The sequence below is a fragment of the Harryflintia acetispora genome (genome assembly GCA_004340125.1).
GTDB lineage: Bacteria > Bacillota > Clostridia > Oscillospirales > Ruminococcaceae > Harryflintia > Harryflintia acetispora.
On sequence record SLUK01000002.1, the window covers coordinates 20,671 to 37,869 of the forward strand.

At 63.3% G+C, this 17,199-nt stretch carries 18 protein-coding genes; 8 read left to right on the plus strand and 10 right to left on the minus strand.

Annotated elements, in window-relative coordinates:
• Positions 1-56: 56 nt before the first annotated feature.
• From EDD78_RS02740 to EDD78_RS02750, 4 genes are all read left to right on the plus strand, one after another.
• On the plus strand, positions 57-623 hold the full coding sequence (locus EDD78_RS02740; RefSeq protein ID WP_079699561.1) for a glycosyltransferase family protein: 567 nt from the start codon (positions 57-59) through the stop codon (positions 621-623).
• Positions 624-776: 153 nt separating this feature from the next.
• Positions 777-926 carry a hypothetical protein gene (locus tag EDD78_RS13900; RefSeq protein WP_159448998.1) on the plus strand — a complete coding sequence of 50 codons (150 nt, stop codon included), beginning with the start codon at positions 777-779 and terminating at the stop codon, positions 924-926.
• 82 nt (positions 927-1,008) lie between these two features.
• Entirely contained in the window at positions 1,009-3,186 is a 2,178-nt protein-coding gene (locus EDD78_RS02745; protein ID WP_079699560.1) for a peptidase domain-containing ABC transporter, read from the plus strand.
• Positions 3,187-3,190: 4 nt separating this feature from the next.
• A complete protein-coding gene (locus EDD78_RS02750; RefSeq protein ID WP_132083881.1) occupies positions 3,191-3,637 on the plus strand; it encodes an HlyD family secretion protein in 447 nt (148 codons plus the stop codon).
• Between the two features lie 46 nt (positions 3,638-3,683).
• Here the strand turns inward: EDD78_RS02750 and EDD78_RS02755 are convergent, their stop codons facing one another.
• From EDD78_RS02755 to EDD78_RS02795, 9 genes are all read right to left on the minus strand, one after another.
• Positions 3,684-4,178 carry a DNA-deoxyinosine glycosylase gene (locus tag EDD78_RS02755; protein WP_132083882.1) on the minus strand — a complete coding sequence of 165 codons (495 nt, stop codon included), beginning with the start codon at positions 4,176-4,178 and terminating at the stop codon, positions 3,684-3,686.
• Positions 4,179-4,188: 10 nt separating this feature from the next.
• Entirely contained in the window at positions 4,189-4,617 is a 429-nt protein-coding gene (locus EDD78_RS02760) for a GNAT family N-acetyltransferase (RefSeq protein ID WP_132083883.1), read from the minus strand.
• On the minus strand, positions 4,610-5,512 hold the full coding sequence (locus EDD78_RS02765) for a radical SAM protein (RefSeq protein ID WP_132083884.1): 903 nt from the start codon (positions 5,510-5,512) through the stop codon (positions 4,610-4,612). Before EDD78_RS02765 ends, EDD78_RS02760 begins: the two co-directional genes overlap by 8 nt.
• On the minus strand, positions 5,509-6,648 hold the full coding sequence (locus EDD78_RS02770; RefSeq protein WP_132083885.1) for a bifunctional chorismate mutase/prephenate dehydratase: 1,140 nt from the start codon (positions 6,646-6,648) through the stop codon (positions 5,509-5,511). Before EDD78_RS02770 ends, EDD78_RS02765 begins: the two co-directional genes overlap by 4 nt.
• Positions 6,649-7,737 carry a chorismate synthase gene (gene aroC, locus EDD78_RS02775; RefSeq protein ID WP_079699554.1) on the minus strand — a complete coding sequence of 363 codons (1,089 nt, stop codon included), beginning with the start codon at positions 7,735-7,737 and terminating at the stop codon, positions 6,649-6,651. It abuts the gene before it with no gap.
• Positions 7,727-8,983, minus strand: a complete 1,257-nt coding sequence (gene aroA / locus EDD78_RS02780) for a 3-phosphoshikimate 1-carboxyvinyltransferase (RefSeq protein ID WP_132083886.1) — start codon at positions 8,981-8,983, stop codon at positions 7,727-7,729. The genes aroC and aroA overlap by 11 nt, the downstream gene beginning before the upstream one ends.
• A gap of 14 nt (positions 8,984-8,997) precedes the next feature.
• Entirely contained in the window at positions 8,998-10,044 is a 1,047-nt protein-coding gene (aroB, locus tag EDD78_RS02785; protein WP_132083887.1) for a 3-dehydroquinate synthase, read from the minus strand.
• Positions 10,045-10,062: 18 nt separating this feature from the next.
• Complete coding sequence (aroF, locus tag EDD78_RS02790; RefSeq protein ID WP_132083888.1) at positions 10,063-11,079, minus strand: 3-deoxy-7-phosphoheptulonate synthase; 1,017 nt, start codon at positions 11,077-11,079, stop codon at positions 10,063-10,065.
• Positions 11,080-11,478: 399 nt separating this feature from the next.
• Positions 11,479-12,924, minus strand: a complete 1,446-nt coding sequence (locus tag EDD78_RS02795; RefSeq protein WP_132083889.1) for a potassium/proton antiporter — start codon at positions 12,922-12,924, stop codon at positions 11,479-11,481.
• Between the two features lie 189 nt (positions 12,925-13,113).
• Here EDD78_RS02795 and EDD78_RS02800 point away from each other — a divergent pair, with 189 nt between their 5' ends.
• Genes EDD78_RS02800 through fba form a run of 3 tightly spaced genes read left to right on the plus strand, consistent with a single transcriptional unit; the run spans position 13,114 to position 15,720 of the window.
• Positions 13,114-13,992, plus strand: coding sequence for a carbon-nitrogen hydrolase family protein (locus EDD78_RS02800; RefSeq protein WP_117507428.1), 879 nt, complete (start codon positions 13,114-13,116; stop codon positions 13,990-13,992).
• A gap of 19 nt (positions 13,993-14,011) precedes the next feature.
• Complete coding sequence (locus tag EDD78_RS02805; protein WP_286174848.1) at positions 14,012-14,809, plus strand: ZIP family metal transporter; 798 nt, start codon at positions 14,012-14,014, stop codon at positions 14,807-14,809.
• Positions 14,810-14,856: 47 nt separating this feature from the next.
• Complete coding sequence (gene fba, locus EDD78_RS02810; RefSeq protein WP_079699548.1) at positions 14,857-15,720, plus strand: class II fructose-1,6-bisphosphate aldolase; 864 nt, start codon at positions 14,857-14,859, stop codon at positions 15,718-15,720.
• 61 nt (positions 15,721-15,781) lie between these two features.
• On the opposite strand, the gene EDD78_RS02815 is transcribed toward fba, so the two are convergent.
• Complete coding sequence (locus EDD78_RS02815; protein ID WP_286170676.1) at positions 15,782-16,441, minus strand: YHYH domain-containing protein; 660 nt, start codon at positions 16,439-16,441, stop codon at positions 15,782-15,784.
• 160 nt (positions 16,442-16,601) lie between these two features.
• Between EDD78_RS02815 and EDD78_RS02820 the strand changes: the two genes are divergently transcribed.
• Positions 16,602-17,174, plus strand: a complete 573-nt coding sequence (locus EDD78_RS02820; protein WP_079699547.1) for a hypothetical protein — start codon at positions 16,602-16,604, stop codon at positions 17,172-17,174.
• Positions 17,175-17,199 lie beyond the last annotated feature (25 nt).

Consider the following 17,199-nt stretch of genomic DNA (forward strand, 5'->3'; position numbering starts at 1 on the left):
CCATCACCCGGCATCTCGTTTCTGTCCCGCTCGAAATTCAGGAGGTATGGGACCGGATGATTCCGCTCTTCGATGTGTTTTCCCGCGAGGACATCACTCTGGCACTCATGCGGGTTGTGGGGTGCAGTCACGCGAAGAGGCTGACGGCTATCTTAATTACACTGGACAATGAAAGCACGGTCTGCGAGTGCATCGCCAGTCTGCTCGGCGAGGTGGACGAGGTTCTGGTGGTGGATATCGGGTCGTTTGACAAGACGATGGAACGGGTTCGGGCGCTGTCCATTCCCGGCGTCAGGCTGGAAAAATACAGGGCGATGGACTGTCCCGACCTCAACATCTTCATCCGCGGGCTGCTTTCGCCCGGCTGGGCTTTCTATGTCGGGCACAACGAAAGGCTGAGCGGAAACCGCGAACTGCCGCTCAAAAGCCTGGTCAACGGCTTTAATGGCCTCTCCTGTCCAGAATCTATCTGCCTGTGCCCGAGCGGCTGGAGCGGGGAGGAAACCGACAACCGAATCTTTAAATCGGAGGATTTCGACCGGTTTCACGGGAATCCGCCAAGAAAGAATGATATGCTAAATTTGACGATCGACGTGTCCTTTTGGGACTATCGGCAATTTTAATAAAAATAATATTGCGGCTTTGGAGCCCGGAGAAGCTTCGCTGAGAAAGAAGCGGGGTGTGCAAAATCAATTGAGGGATTATGCTCCTTTGGTTATTCTGGTAGGCGGTGCAATGTCTGCCCAAATACGGAATAAAAAAGGAGATCAGACAACATGGAGAAAAAGACGATTGGCCTGTTTGAGGAAATTTCCTCGAAGAAAGAGCTTGATTCGATCAATGGCGGCGGTTCTTATGTTAGAGGAACAATAAAATCTGGCCATAAATTCAAGAGTAAACCCAAGAAAACCTCTAAAGTCCGTTAGTCTGCGGCTTCTTTACATCCCTTATGAGATAGAGCCACCCCAAAGGGTGGCTCTATCTTTTTAGTGGAAAGGGGAGGGAAGCATGGCGCGCTATTACTGCATCCGGCAGCAGGATGTGACCGACTGCGGCGCGGCCTGTCTGGCAACCGTCTGCCGGCAATATGGGCTGAAGATGCCGATCGGCCGAATCCGCGAGGCCGCCTGCACCGACCGGCAGGGCACCAGCGCCGCCGGGCTGTTGGCGGCGGCAAAGGAGCTGGGCCTTTTCGCCAAGGCGGTGCGCGGGGACGCTGGAGCGCTTCGCAGCCGCTTTCCGCTCCCGGCCATCGCCCACGTCAAAACCCCGGAGGGGGTCTGGCACTATGTGGTGCTCCACCAAGTGGGGCGGCGGCATGTGCTGGTGGCCGACCCGGCGAAGGGGCTGCTGCGCCAGCCGTTGGAGGACTTTCTCGACGGGTGGAGCGGCGCGCTCATTCTGCTGGCCCCCTCGGCCGGCTTTGAGCGAGGCAACCGGGAAAAGGGCGTGTTCCGCCAGTTTTTGCGGCTGCTGGCCCCGCAGCGCAAGCTGCTCGGCCTGATCCTGCTCGCCTCGCTGCTGATCACCCTGCTTGGGATCGGCGCCTCCTTTTACTACAAATTCCTGATGGATGCGATCATCCCTTTCGGCGCGGCGCGGACGCTGCATGCGGTGTCCATCGGCATTTTGGCGCTCTACCTGTTGCGCGTTGCGCTCGAGGGCTGCCGCGGGCACCTCATGCTCTATCTCAGCCAGCGGCTGGACATCCCATTGATTCTGGGCAGCTACCAGCATGTGCTGGGCCTGCCGATGGGCTTCTTCGGCTCCCGGCGTACCGGTGAGATCATCTCGCGGCTGCAGGACACCTCAAAAATCCGCGAGGCGGTCTCGGGTGCCGCCATCACGCTGCTGCTCGACACCCTGATGGCGGCGGGCGGCGCCGTGCTGCTCTATTGGCAAAGCCCGCGCCTCTTCCTCATCTCAGTGCTGATCGTGACGCTCTATGCCGCGCTGGTGCTGGCGCTCGGCCCCGCCATGCGCCGCGCCAACGAGCAGGCGATGGAGGACAATGCCCAGCTGACCTCTTATCTCGTCGAGTCGCTCGACGGGATCGAGACTGTCAAGGCCTTCGGGGCCGAGGAGAAGGTGGCGGGGAAGACCGAGCAGAAGTTTGTGCGGATGCTGCGCAGCATCTTTCGCGCCGGGCGGTGCGAGAACCTGCAGGAAACCCTCAGCGGCGGGGTCTCCCTGGTCGGCGGGATGGTAATCCTTTGGGCCGGGTCCCTGCTGGTGCTGCAAGGGGAGATGACCTTCGGCGCGCTGCTCACCTTCGACGCGCTGCTCCTTTTCTTCTTGGAGCCGATCAAAAACCTGATCGACCTGCAGCCCGAAATGCAGGCGGCTGTGGTCGCCGCCAAACGTCTCGGGCAGCTGCTGGAAGCAACCCCCGAGCTGACCGGCGCGGACCGCCGCAAATGTGTGCCCGAAAGCCTCTGCACCGATATTTCGGTGCGTTCGCTCACCTTTGGCTACGGGCTGCGCGAGCCGGTGCTGCATGAGATCGACCTCGACATCCGCGCCGGGGAGCGGGTCGCGCTGGTGGGGGAGAGCGGCTCGGGCAAGACGACGCTTTGTAAGCTCCTGCTGGGACTTTACCCCATCGCGCAGGGGGAAATCCGCTTCGGTCAATACGACATCCGCGACCTCTCGCTCGCCGCGCTGCGCGAAAGGACCGCCTACGTCCCGCAGGACATCTTCCTCTACAGCGGCACCATCTTGGAAAACCTGCGCCTGGGCGCGCCGCAGGCGAGCCTGGAAGAGGTGATCGCCGCCTGCCGAAGATGCCGGGCGGATGAATTCATCGAGCGGCTGCCCGACCGGTACGACACCCTGCTCGAGGAGGGCGCCTCCAATCTCTCGGGCGGCCAGAAGCAGCGCCTGGCAATTGCAAGGGCGCTGCTGCGGGAGCCGGACCTCCTGATCCTGGATGAGGCCACCAGTCATCTCGATTCCATCGCCGAGCAGGCGATCGCCGGGATGCTCGCCTCGCTCCCCAAACGGGTGACCACCGTGGTCATCGCCCACCGCCTGAGCACCATCATGCATTGCGAGAGGATCTATGTCCTGGACCGGGGACGGGTGGTACAGTGCGGCACACACGACGAGTTAATGTCGGTGGAGGGCAAATACCGCGCCCTCTGGCAAAACCAGATGCTGCAGCCGGCCGGCGCGGGGGAGGGGTGAGCGCATGAAGGTGATCGAATATACGTTTGCGGAATATACCGACAGCCGCGAGCTGCTGGAGAGCCGCCCGCCGCGCGTCATCCCCTTCATGGTCCTGGCGCTGGCGGGGGCATTCGCCTACGCCTGCCTCGTGCAGGTGGAAGAGACCGTCCGGGTCCCAGGCGAGCTCCTGCCGAGCGGACAGGTGCAGATCTATCTGCCGCAGACTGCGGTGGCGAGCGCCCACCCCGGCCAGGCGGTGACGGTGGAGTTCGACGCCTTCCCGGGCCAGTCCTTCGCCGGGGAGGTGGAGGAGATTTCGGACGCGCCCGATGAGGAGCGCCGCTACGCCGCCGGAGTGGCCCTCGGCGGCCCGCTACCGCAGGGCGCGCGGCAGGGGATGACATTGCAGGCGAGCCTCTCCTGCGGGCGGGAGAGCGTGCTGAGGTGGATGATTGAAAAGATGGGCTAATCTATAGTTAAAAAACGAGCAGCCACCCGGCCGGGTGGCTGCTCGTTTATTTCAGATATTCCAGAATGACCCGGTAGGCCTCCACCAGCCGCTCGAGGTCATAGTGCCGGCAGTTGGCCGGGCTGGTCGAGGGGAGGGGGATCGACTCGATTCCGCACACCGGTGTGCAGAGCCGCCGAAACAGCCGGGTGGCGGCGCCGCCGGTGGTGAAGACCGCCAGGATGTCGGCCGCCCCCAGGATCCGTCCCATGTCGTTGGGGACCGGGTCGGCGATGCTCTCGTCCGCCGCGCCCTTGATCTTGCAGGAATGTAGCACGTCCCAGAGCGCGATGTGATGGCGCAGCAGCAGCCGGCACTTTTCCTCGTTGCTTCTCGGCGGCTCCTCCTCCAAAATGCGGCTGAGCACCTTCCAAAACCGGTTTTGCGGGTGCCCGTAGTAAAAGCCGTACTCCCGGGACTTGGGGGAGGGGAAGCTGCCGAGCATCAAAATGCGGGAGCGCGCGTCATACACCGGCTCGATGGGGTGAAGGATCGTCTCCATTTGGCCCTCCCTATAGCGTCTTTGTCATGTCCCGGTGGGGGCAGTGCTCGTCCATGTACCACTCCCCAAAGGCGGCGTAGCCCAGCCGCTCATAAAACCCGATTGCGCCCTCCTGGGCCGAGAGCTGGATCGCCTGTGCACCGAGGCTGCGCGCCAGCGCCTCGAGCTGCGCCATCAGTTCGCGGCCGGTGCCTCCCCGGCGGTATTCCTGCTCGACCGCCACCCGGCCGATCTTGTAGATCCCGTCGCGGTAGGGGAAGAGGCGTCCGGTGGCGATGGGGCGCTCCCCGTCGTAGAGCACGATGTTGTGCGCCACCGGGTCGGTCTCGTCGATCACCTCGGTGAAGCCCTGCTCGTCGTGGAATACCCGCACCCGGATGGCCATGGTGTCCTCGATCCCACATAGCCCCTTTCTCACCACGCAGCGATACCTATTCATTTTTCAGCACTCCTTCCAAGTCAAACGGCGGGATATAGCAGTCACTTGCCGCGCTGCGCTGCTGCAAATATCCGTCCTCCAGAGAGCAGCAGAGGAGATAGTCCTCCACCCGCCGGTATTCCTCCTCGCTGATCGTCCGGTCGATCTCGGGGAAGCGGCCCGCCTCCCCGCAGGGGATGTACTGGCTCATCAGGCTGAAGAGCACCTCTCCCGGGGCGAAGGTCTCGTTCACCCAGTCAATCACGTCCAGAGTGTTGTCTACCGCTCCGGGCAGGACCAGGTGCCTGATCACCACCCCGCGCTGCAAAATATCCTCGTCGTCGAAGACGCAGGGGCCCACCTGGCGCACCATCTCGAGGATTGCGGCCTTGGCAACCCCGGGATAGTCTGGCGCGCCGCTGTAGCGGGCTGCCAATGCGGGGTCGAGGTACTTGAGGTCGGGCAGGTAGATCTGCACCTTGCCCGCCAGGGCGCGCAGAGTCTCCGCCCGCTCATATCCGCCACAGTTGTAGACCACCGGGACGGGGAGCGGTTCATGCAGCGACTCGATCACGGCGTGGGCAAAGTGGGTGGGGTTCACGAGGTTGATGTTGTGCACCCCTTTTGCGATCAGCTCGAAGTAGATTTCCCGCAGCCGGGAGACGGAAACCTCGGCGCCGTACCCCCCGGCGCTGATCTGATGGTTTTGACAGAAGACGCAGCGAAGCGCGCAGCCCGAAAAGAACACCGTCCCCGAGCCGCGCGTCCCGCTGATACAGGGCTCCTCCCACTCGTGCACGCCCGCGCGCGCCAGGACCGGGAGGCTCCCTTCTTTACAGATTCCTTCCCCCGCATGCGCCGTGCGCCGCGCGCCGCAGCGGCGCGGGCAGAGCGAGCAGGTAAACGTCTCCTTCATCCTTTATAGTTCCCCAAAAATTCAAAGTGCCCGAGCTCCTCCTGCAGCGAGCAGAGCAGGTCCAGTACCGGCTTTTCACGCACCGAGCCCTCGAAGTCGAAGTAGAAGAGGAACTCAAAGTCGGTGTCCGGCAGCGGGCGGCTCTCGAGCTTGGTGAGGTTTAAGGACTGTGCCGCAAACCGGCTGATCAGCCGGTAGAGCGACCCGGCGGTGTGCGGCAGGGTCAGCGACAGGCTGATCTTATTCGCTCCCGGCTCGATGATCAGCTCCCGGCTCATACAGATGAAGCGGGTAAAATTCTGCCTGGCATTTTGAAAGTCCCGCGCCGCCACCGTCAGGCCGTAGAGCCTGGCGCATTCCTCGCTGGCGATTGCGGCGGCTGTAGCGCTGCCGCAATCGGCGACGAACTTGGCCGCGGCGGCGGTGTTGCGGTAGATGTGCACGCGCAGCTGCGGGTTCTGGCGCAAAAACTGCGAGCACTGCCCGAGCCCCTGCTCATGCGAGTAAATATCGGTCAGCTTCTGAAGATCGGTTTCCCCCGATGTGAGCAGGCAGTGGTTGACCGGCAGCTTATACGAGCGGCAGATGGTGAGCCGGTAATCCCGCAGCAGGTCGTATACCCGCGTCACGCTGCCGTTGCTGGAGTTTTCGATCGGCAGCACCCCATAGTCGCATTCCCCGCTGCGCACCGCCTCGAACACGTCCTCGAACTGCCCGCAGAAGGAAAGGTCGGGGGAGGGAAACATCTGCCGTGCCGCCTCGTGGGAATAGGCGCCTGGCACCCCCTGGCAGGCGACCCTGGCCTTCTTCGGCAGGGTCGCGCCGCTTCCCAGTGCGGCGCCGATCTGCGCGCGCAGCCGGGCGCCCCGCTCGCCGCTCAGCTGGATATGCTGGTAGCTCTTGCTGATGTCCATGATGGTCTGAAAGAGCACCCCGGCGCCGGTGCCGTATTCTTTGCCGGCGCGCGCGCTGACCTTTTCGATCACCTTGCGTTCCCGTTCGGGATGGAAGACCGGCAGACCATGTTCACTCTTGTACTGCGCCACCGCGCGCACCGTGTCCATCCGGCGGCAGAAAAGGCGCACGAGCTCGCTGTCGATCTCGTCGATCTCGCCGCGCAACGCCTCCAAATCCATCTAGAGCACCCCGCTTTCCAATAATAGGTCCAGGATCGCCAGCGCGCTTGCCGCCTCGACGCAGGGGACGGCGCGCACCGCGAGACACGGATCGTGCCGCCCCTTGATGAGCAGGGTGGCGTCCTTCTTTTGGATGTAGTCGACCGTCTGCTGCTCCTGGCCGATCGAGGGGGTCGGCTTCATGGCGCAGCGAAAGAGGATGGGCATGCCGGAGGAAATTCCCCCCAAAATCCCGCCGTGGCGGTTGGTGCGGGTGCGCACCCATTCGCCGTCCATGTAAAACGGGTCATTGTTCTGGGAGCCGCGCAGCCTGGCGCTGCCGAAGCCCTCGCCGAACTCGACCCCCTTCATGGCGGGGATGCCGAAGAGGATCGAAGAGAGGCGGTTCTCGATCCCGCCGAACATCGGGTCGCCGAGCCCGGGCGGCAGCCCGAGGACGGCGCATTCCACCACCCCGCCCAGCGAGTCGCAGCATAGGCGCGCGCGCTCGATTTCGTCCCGCATCTGCCTGCCCCGCTCCTCGCTGAGCACCGGGAAGGGCCGCGAGCCCGGGAGCAGCAGCTCCTCCTTTTTCAGATTCACCGGGTCGAAGGGGTCGTCCTGAATTTCCCCTGCCGCGCAGAGGTGCGCCCCCACCTCGACCCCGTAGCGGGAAAGGATCTGCTTGGCGATCCCCCCGGCGGCCACCAACGGGGCGGTCAGGCGGCCGGAAAAGTGCCCGCCGCCCCGGATGTCGCCATAGCCCTGGTAACGAAAATAGCCGGTAAAATCGGCGTGCCCCGGCCGCGCGAGGGCGGCGGTGCGCTGATAGTCCCCCGAACGGGTGTCGGTGTTCTCGATCAGGATGCACACCGGCGTGCCGCAGGTGGTGTCCTCCAAAATCCCGCTCAGAAAGCGGGGGAGGTCCTGCTCCCGCCGCGGGGTGGAGGTCAAATCCTTCCCCGGCGCGCGGCGGGCGGTGAAGGCCAGCAGCTCGTCCATGTCGATATGCTCCCCGGCGGGCAGCCCGTCGAGCACCGCGCCGATCCCCGGCCCGTGCGACTCCCCAAAAATGGACAGCTTCAGCTTGTTTCCCCAGCTAGAGGACATCAATTTTCCCTCCTAAATTTCGATAATGGGTGAAGAAATCCGGATAGCTCTTTTCCACCGCCTGCGCTCCCCGGATGGTCACGGGTCCTTCGCAGCGGGTGGCGGCGATGGCGCAGGCCATCACGATCCGGTGGTCCCCCCAGCCGCTGACCTCGCCCCCGCGCAGGGCGGGAGCGCCACTGATTCGCAGATAGTCGGGCCCCTCGCACACCTTCGCGCCCAGCCTGGTCAGGCAGTCGGCCATCGCCGCGAGGCGGTCGCATTCCTTGATCCGCAGCCGCCCGGCGTTTTCGATCAGGGTTTCCCCTTCGCTCAGCGCCGCGACCACCGCCAGGATGGGCACCAGGTCGGGCACCTGCGAGGCGTCGATTCTGCATGCGTGCAGCCGGCCGCCTTGCACCGAGAGGGGATCGTCCCCCCCGGCCGTTGCCCCGAAGCCGCGTAGCAGCCGGACGATCGCCCGGTCCCCCTGAGGGCTGTCCGGGTCCAGCCCGGCGCACGCGACAGGGGAGCCCAGCGCCCCGGCGCTCAGCCAGAAGGCGGCGTTCGAGTAGTCCGCCTCGATGGTCTCCTCCCGCTTGTGGTAGCGCTGGCGGCCGGGGATGTGCCAGCCGTAGGGGCGCGCCTCGATGTCGACCCCGAAGCGGCGCAGGGTGGCGACGGTCATCTCCACGTATCCGGCGGACTGCAGGGGAGTGCTCAAGGCGATGTCGCTGCCGCGCTCCAGCAGCGGAAGGGCGAAGAGGAGCCCCGAGACGTACTGCGAGCTGACGTCGCCCGGCAGCTCGTACCAGCCCGGGCGCAGCCGCCCGATGACCGAGAAGGGCATGCCGCTGCTGCGCGAGAAGGCGGCGCCGTGCCGCTCCATCTGTCCCGCCAGCAGGGAATAGGGCCGCTGCGGGAGGTTGCCCGCGCCAAGGAAGGTGGCGTTTACCCCGAGCGCCCCCGCCACGGGCAGCAGAAAGCGCAGGGTCGAGCCGCTCTCGCGGCAGTCGCAGGCGGCGCCCTGCGGCGGGGAAATGATCCCCGTCACCCGGGCCGTACCGCCGCAAAGGTCGATCTTTGCCCCCAGCGCGCGCAGTACCCCCAGGGTGGCGAGGATGTCCTGCGAAGGGGAGAGGCCGTGCAGCACGCTTTCCCCCTCCCGGCAGAGCGCGGCGCAGATCAGCGCGCGGTGGGCCGCCGACTTGGAGGGGGGCGCTTCGAGCGTCCCCCTAAGACGGCGCGGGGTGATGGTTATATCCATATGTTTTGTTCCCCCTATGCCCCGATGAACGGGCCGATCTCGGACACCGGGACCGGGTGCAGCCTGGCCCGCCCGATTTTATCGAGCAGGATGAAGGTAAGGCTCGCGCCGTGGCGCTTCTTGTCGCCCAGCATGGCCGGCACGAGGTCGCAGAGGTTCCCGTCGTACCGGTCGGCCATCCCGTAGGCGGCCAGCGCCCGCTCGATTTTGGCGGCGCTGCCGGGAGCGGTGAGGCCCAGCGCCTCGCTGCGCCGGGTGATCTCGGCCATCCCGATTCCGACCGCCCGCCCATGGCTGACGGCGTAGCCGCTCTGCCTTTCGATGGCGTGTCCCAGGGTGTGTCCAAAGTTTAAAAGCTGCCGCAGCCCGGTGTCCCGCTCGTCGCGCTCGACCGTCTCGCGCTTGAGGTCCACGCAGCGGCGGATGACCTGCTCCAGATGCTCCTTCACCGCTCCCGAAGCCAACAGGTCGAAAAGAGCTTCGTCGAAGATGGCCCCGTATTTGATGGCCTCGGCCACCCCGTCGCAGAAGTTTTCCTGCGGCAGGGTGGAGAGGGTGGCGCTGTCGCAGAGCACCAGGACCGGCTGCCAGAAGGCGCCGACCAGGTTTTTCCCCTCGGCGGTGTCCACCCCGGTCTTGCCGCCCACCGAGGAGTCGATCATCGCGAGGAAGGTGGTGGGGATCTGCACGAAGTCGATCCCCCGCAGCCAGCTGGCTGCCGCGAAGCCGGTCACATCCCCGACCACCCCGCCGCCCAGGGCGATGAGAAGGTCGCTCCTGGTGATTCCGCTTTCATTCAGGAAGCGGTAGATATCCTGCATGGTGGAAAGGTTCTTGCTGCCCTCGCCGTTCGGGAAGGCGAATTTAACCGCCTCGATCCCGGCGCTTTCAAGCGACCGGATCAGCGCCGTTCCGTAGAGGCCGTCGACCCGGTCGTCGGTGATGACCGCGGCCTTGGCCTTCGGGCGCAGGGCGCGGATGCGCGCCCCGGCGCTTTGCAGCAGCCCCTGGCCGATCAAAATATCATAGGGGGCGGCGGTATGGACGGTGATGGTTGGCATAGGGGGTTCACTCCTTACTTAGTCGGCCATTTTCTTGCCCATGAAACTTGCCATCGACTTGATTTTGGGCATGAGCTCGTCGAACTGGTCGGGGGTCAGCGACTGCGGGCCGTCCGAGAGGGCGTGCTGCGGGTCGTTGTGCACCTCGATGATCAGGCCGTCCGCGCCGGCCGCGATGGCGGCCATCGAGAGGGGCTCGACCATCCAGTTGATCCCGGCCGCATGGCTGGGATCGACCACCACCGGCAGGTGGCTGAGCTTCTTGAGCATGGGCACCGCCGAGATGTCCAGGGTGTTGCGCGTGGCCGTCTCGAAGGTACGGATCCCCCGCTCACAGAGGATGACGTTCATGTTGCCCCCGGCCATGATGTATTCGGCGCTCATGAGGAGCTCCTCCATGGTGTTGGCCAGCCCCCGCTTTAAGAGGATGGGCTTTCTCAGCTTCCCGAGCTCCTTGAGCAGCTCGAAGTTCTGCATGTTGCGCGCGCCGACCTGGATGACGTCGACGTCCTCGAACAGCGGCAGGTGCGAGGCGCTCATGACCTCGGTGACGATCGGCATGCCGGTCTTTCTCCTGGCCGCGTGCAGCAGCTCGATCCCCTCGGCGCGCAGGCCCTGGAAGGCATAGGGCGAGGTGCGGGGCTTGAAGGCGCCGCCGCGCACCAGGCGTGCGCCGGCCTTGTGCACCCGGTCGGCCACCTCGGTGATCTGCGCCTCGCTCTCCACCGAGCAGGGGCCGCTGATCACCTGGAAGTTGCCCCCGCCGATCTTGAGCTCCCCGATCTGTACGACCGTATCCAGCGGATGGAATTTGCGGTTGGCATTCTTGTAGGGCTCCTGTATCCGGATGGCGTCTTCGACGATGCTCACCGCCTTGATGGTATCAAGGTCGAGCTTTGCGGTATCGCCCACCAGCCCCAGGATGGTGGTGTGCAGCCCCTTGGTCGGGCGCGCCTCGATCCCCTGATCGCTCAGCCACTGGATAAAATTGTCGAGCTTGTCCTGCTGTATGTTATTTTTGAGAATGACGACCATGATAGTTTCCTCCAAACAGTTTACTATATTTTTGAGCCTTTCGCCACCGGTTAGCAAAAAGCTGCAAAGACAAACAAAAAGGCCGGTACTTTTGCTACCAAAAGTACCGGCCTGTGTGCACGGGTGGTTCCTGCTGCCCCTTAGGCGGGCAGTGAAGCGGTCTTTGGCAGTTTATTTAATTTGTCGCAGCAAAAAAAGCCGGCGCTAAAGAAATAGCCCTGGCTAAAGTAAAAGAAAAATTTGTTGTTTGCTGCACAAGTAACTGCCATACTGGAAAACTCCTCGCATGATGAGTGTTCTGATTTATGGTGCTTATCATACCTTAACCACCCTTTGGCTGTCAAGAGGAGTGAAGCGTTTTTCGTCAGATTGATCAGAAATTTCTTATTTTACTAAAAACTAAGATGGATTTTGCTCGGTCTGCGCCTGCTGCAGCAGGGGCTCGAGTTCCTTCCCGCAGAGGACCAGGACGTCCCCCTCGCGGATGGTGGTCGAACCCTTGGGGATGATCACCTCGCCCCCGCGCTTGATCATCACCACCAGGATTTCCTGCGGGATGTCCGCCTCCATCAGAGTCTGATCCTTCCAGCGGCTGTCGTGCTTCACCTCGTATTCCAGCAGCTGGGTGGAGCCCTCCTCCTCATAGTCGTTGAAGGTTTTGAGCACTGAGCTCTCGGCCTCCACCAATCCGAGGCGCTTTGCCACCCAGGGGATCAGGGTGCCCTGTACGCTGACCGAGAAGAGGGCGACGAAAAAGACCATATGGAAGATGTCGGTGCCGAGGCTCAGCCCCATCGAGGCCGCATAGATGGCGAACACGATCGAGGCCGCGCCGCGCAGCCCCACCCAGGAGACCAGGAGCTGCTGCCGCAGCGGGATTTTGAACCAGGAGAGGATCGAAAAGGTGGCGAGCGGCCGCGCGACGAAGATCATAAACAGGGAGAGCAACACCCCGGGCAGGATGACCGAGGGCAGCTGAGAGGGGAAGGAGAGCAGCCCCAGGGTAAAGAAGAGGATGATCTGCATGATCCAGGAGACCCCGTCAAAGAAGTGCACCAGAGAGCGCTTATGCAAAATCTTGTTGTTCCCGGCGATCAGCCCGATGAGGTAGACGCAGAGATACCCGTTCCCGCCCAGCGTTTCGCACAGCGCATAGCCGAGCAGCACCACCCCCACCACGAAGATGGGATAGAGCCCGTCGATCTCGAAGTTGATCCGGCGCAGCACGAACACCGCCGCCAGCCCCAGAAGGCCCCCCAGCGCCAGGCCGAAGGCGAGCTGGCGCACCAGCATGAGGGTGATCCCGCCGCCGCTGCCCTCGCCGGTCAGGAAGGTGATCATGACCATGGTGAGCATATAGGAGAAGGGGTCGTTGCTCCCGCTTTCGATCTCGAGCAGGGAGGCAAGGCCCCCTTTAAGCCCCAGCTTGCGCGAGCGCAGGATGGCAAAGACCGACGCCGCATCGGTCGAGGCGACGACCGAGCCGATGAGCAGGCTCTGCCAGATGTTCCCCCCGAAGAGGAAGTGGCAGAACCATCCGGTGAGCAGCGCCGTGAGCACCACCCCGAGGGTGGACATCGCGACCGCGGGGCCGATCACCGGGCGCGCGGCCCTCCAGTTGGTGCCGAAGCCCCCGTAGAACATGATGAAGATCAGCCCGATCGAGCAAAGCTGGCGGGAGAGCTCGAAATCCGAAAACCAGATCCCCCCGATCCCGTCCGAGCCGAAGAGCATCCCCAGCACCAGGAAGATCAGCAGGCTGGGCACGCCTAGGCGGTAGAAGAGCTTGCTGGATGCGACGCAGAGCAGGAGCACCACTGCGCCGCCGATTAAAATCTGTTGCATATCGGCCTCCTTCTGATGTGTCGGTCTTGGGCGGAACAGGACATATATCATTATTTTACAGGAAAAAGCGCGCACAGACAATCAAAAAATGAGGAGCCGATTCAAAAAAACATAAAAATGTGGTATCCTTATGGGGAACAATGGATATTTAAGCCTTGACGCCAATCCCGGAGAAAGGAGGAGCGGTGGATGAGGGAGCCGTTTGACAGGCCTTTGCGGGTCGCACTGGTCCAGCGCCGCGCGGTGCGGGGGGATTCCTACGCAAACCTGCAGCTGGGGCTGGAGTGCTGCCGGGCGGCCGGGCAGAAGAAGGCCGACCTCGTGGTGTTCCCCGAAATCTGGTCCAGCGGCTATGAGGTCCCGTTCGGCCGCCCGCTCTTGGAGCATGGGGCGTATATGCGCTCCTTCCAGGAGGAGGCGCGGCGCCTCGGGCTCGGGATCGTGGCGACCTGCCTCTCGAAGGGGAAGAAGCTGCCGCAGGACACGGCGGTCGTCATCTCCCCCACGGGGGAAATCCTCATGCGCTACGCCAAGGTGCATACCTGCGATTTTTCCGCCGAGCGCGCGCTCGAGCCGGGGGAGGGGTTTGCCGTCTGCGACTTCCCCTTCGAGGGGGGCCGGGTGCGCCTGGGGGTGATGACCGGATTCGACCGGGAGTACCCCGAGAGCGCAAGGGAGCTCATGCTTAAGGGGGCTGAGCTGATCGTGGTGCCCAACGCCGGGGCGATGGATCCGCTGCGGCTCGGGCAGCTGCGCACCCGCGCGTTTGAAAACATGGTCGGGGTGGCGATGGCCAATTATCCCGGCCTCGGCTGGGGATGTTCCTGCGCCTTCAGCCCGATAGTTTACAGCGAAACCGGGCATTATATAGACAATACCCTCGCCATGGCCGGGGAGCGTGCCGAGGGGCTGGTGCTGGCGGATTTCGACCTGGAGGCGATCCGCGCCTGGCGCGCGCGCAGGGTCTGGGGAGGGGCCTACCGCAAGACCTACGCCTACCCAAGCCTTTTGGAGGCGAGGCCCCCAAAGCCTCTCGTACGGCGGGACAACCGGACGCAATGCCCTTAAGACAGAAGGAGGAATTATCTTGACAACCTACAATCCGGTTTTGCTGGCGCTGCTGGGCACCGGCTTTACCTTCCTGGCGACCGCCGCGGGCGCGGGGATGGTCTTCTTTTTCCGCAAGCAGGCGGGGGAGGAGTTCCAGCGCAGCTTCCTGGGGTTTGCCGCCGGGGTGATGATCGCCGCCTCGGTCTGGTCGCTGCTGATCCCGGCCATCGAGATGGCCGAGGGCAGCCCTCTCCCCGGCTGGGTGCCGGCGGCGGGGGGCTTTGTGCTCGGCGGGCTCTTTTTGCTGCTGCTGGACCGGCTGCTTCCCCACCTGCATCCCGATTCCGATACCCCCGAGGGCTTGCCCTCCTCGCTGCGGCGCACCACCATGCTGGTCTTCGCCGTGACGCTGCACAACATCCCCGAGGGGATGGCGGTGGGGCTGGCCTTCGCGCTGGCCGCGCAGGGGAGCGGCGCCACCACCCTGGCGGGCGCCATGGCGCTGGCCATCGGCATGGGGCTGCAGAATTTCCCCGAGGGCGCGGCCATCTCCCTGCCGCTGCGCCGGGAGGGGCTTTCGGTGAGCCGTTCCTTCGTCTATGGGGCCCTTTCGGGGATCGTGGAGCCGATCGCCGGGGTGCTCACCGTGCTGGTGGCCGCCAAGGTTGCCGGGATCATGCCCTGGATTCTCTCCTTCGCGGCGGGGGCGATGATTTACGTGGTGGTCGAGGAGCTGATCCCCGAGGCGCACCTGGGTGAGCATTCGCACATCGGGACCGCCGGGGTGATGACGGGATTCCTGATTATGATGATCCTGGATGTTGCGCTCGGATAGGCTTTGGTGTATAATGAAACCATCTTAAAAGCGGGAGGATTTGTAAAATGTTAGTAGCTGCTGCAGAAATGCTCAAAAAGGCAAAGGAAGGCAAATACGCGGTTGGCCAGTTCAATATCAACAACCTCGAGTGGACCAAGGCGGTGCTGCAAACCGCCGAGGAGCTGAAGGCCCCGGTCATCTTGGGCGTCAGCGAGGGCGCGGGCAAATACATGTGCGGTTTCAAGACCGTCACCGAGATGGTCAAGGCGATGGACGAGAGCCTGGGGATCACCGTGCCGGTGGCGCTCCACCTCGACCACGGCACCTACGACGGGTGCAAGAAGTGCGTGGAGGCGGGCTTTACCTCCATCATGTTCGACGGTTCCCACTACCCGATTGAGGAAAACATCGAAAAGACCAAGGAGCTCGTCGCGCTCGCGCATGACAATGGCATGTCCATCGAGGCCGAGGTCGGCTCGATCGGCGGCGAAGAGGACGGCGTGGTCGGCATGGGCGAGGTCGCGGACCCCGCCGAGTGCAAGATGATCGCCGATCTGGGGATCGATTTCCTCGCCGCGGGGATCGGCAACATCCACGGCGTTTATCCTCCCAACTGGAAGGGCCTGGACTTCGACGCGCTGGCCAAGATCCAGCAGGCGGCCGACGGTATGCCGCTCGTGCTGCACGGCGGCACCGGGATCCCGGCGGACATGATCAAAAAGGCGATCTCGCTGGGCGTCAGCAAGATCAACGTCAACACCGAGTGCCAGCTCTCCTTCGCGGCCGCGACCCGCAAGTACATCGAAGAGGGCAAGGACAAGCAGGGCAAGGGCTTCGACCCGCGCAAGCTGCTCGCTCCCGGCGTCGAGGCCATCAAGGCCACCGTCAAGGAGAAGATGGAGCTCTTCGGCTGCGTCGGCAAGGCGTAAGAGAAACAGAACAAAAACAGGCTCCCCAAGCGGGGAGCCTGTTTTTTGTTTACTTGCGGGTTCAGTTGGCGGGGTGGCATTTGGCGCAAGGAGTATATTCCAGGCTCTGCGCCTTGGAGACGTTGTAGGCGCAGAAGTTTTCCCCGGCGGCGTAGACAGGGCAGTCGAGGGTGTGGTATTCCTTCCCGCCGTCGACGATGATGGCGATATAGGCGTCCAGGAACTCGGCCTTCTCCCGGTCGGTTTTCGCCGCAGCAGCGGGATGGCATTTTGCACAGGGGGTGTAATCCAGCTTTTGCGCCTTGGAGACGTTGTAGGCGATGAAGTCTTCCCCTGCGGCGTAGACGGGGCAGTCGAGGGTGTGGTACTCCTTCCCGCCGTCGACGATGATGGCGATATAGGCGTCCAGGAACTCGGCCTTTTCCCGCTCTGTCTGCGCGGCAGGTGCGGAGGGAGCTGCGCCCGCAGCGGGCGCGGCTGGCGCTTGAGCGGCTTCTGGCACTTGGGCAGCCTCCGGGGCGGGGGAGACCGGCGTCTCATAGGGGCAGACCCCGTTTGTGTGCAGGTGGGCCGGATAGCCGTGATGGTAATGATAGGGCCCGAGCCCGCTGACATTCTTGTTGTCCTTGTGCCCGCCGGCGCTGTCGGTGCGTCCCGGGTGTGCAAAGGCGCTGGTGGTAATCAGACATAAAACGATCAGAACAGAGAATAATCTTTTCAAAACAATCACCTCACCCTCAGTATAGTGCGAAGATAACCGGTTACATGTCGAATACGGTCGAACCGCGCGGCGGCCGTGTACAAGCCGTTGTTGCCAAACGGGCAAAAAAATGCTAAGATAAATCATTCGATAAGGGCTTTGACCGAGGGAGGATTTTTGTATGATAAAAGGCAGATGGATTGCGCTGATTTGCGCCGCCTTGCTGGCGATGAGCGGCTGCGGCGCCAGGGAGAAAGGGGCGCAGAGCAGTGAGGAAGCGTTGCCGCAAAGCTCTCAGGCTTCGCAGCAGGAGTCCTCGCAGGCAAAAGAGGCTGATCCCTCGCCCGAGGGGGAGAGCGGCGAGCCGGTGGACGAGGCGGCGCTGAAGGCAGTGTTGGATTCCATCGCCCAATACGAGCCGGATACGGCGGGCAGCTCGCTGAAGATCGTCATCGTGGCGGCGAAGCTCCTCGACTTCTCGGAGAGCTACAACGCGGCGCAAAAGCAGGCGTTGGAAACCGGGGCGGAGAATTATCTCACCGCGCTCACAGGGGAAGCGCTCGGGCTGTTTTCAGACAACCTGCCCTATGTGGACCAGACCGTGCGCGAGATTCTCGCGGGCGGGGAGGAGATCGAAGCGAGGCTCGAGGAGGCGGGGAACCCGCTGGAGAGTGAAAGCTACAGCCCGGACCTCTACGAGTCGGTCTACGCCGTGCTCAACGATGCGCTGGCCGCGCGGATCGCCAAGGGCTAAACGTGAATACGAAAGCGCCCCGCAT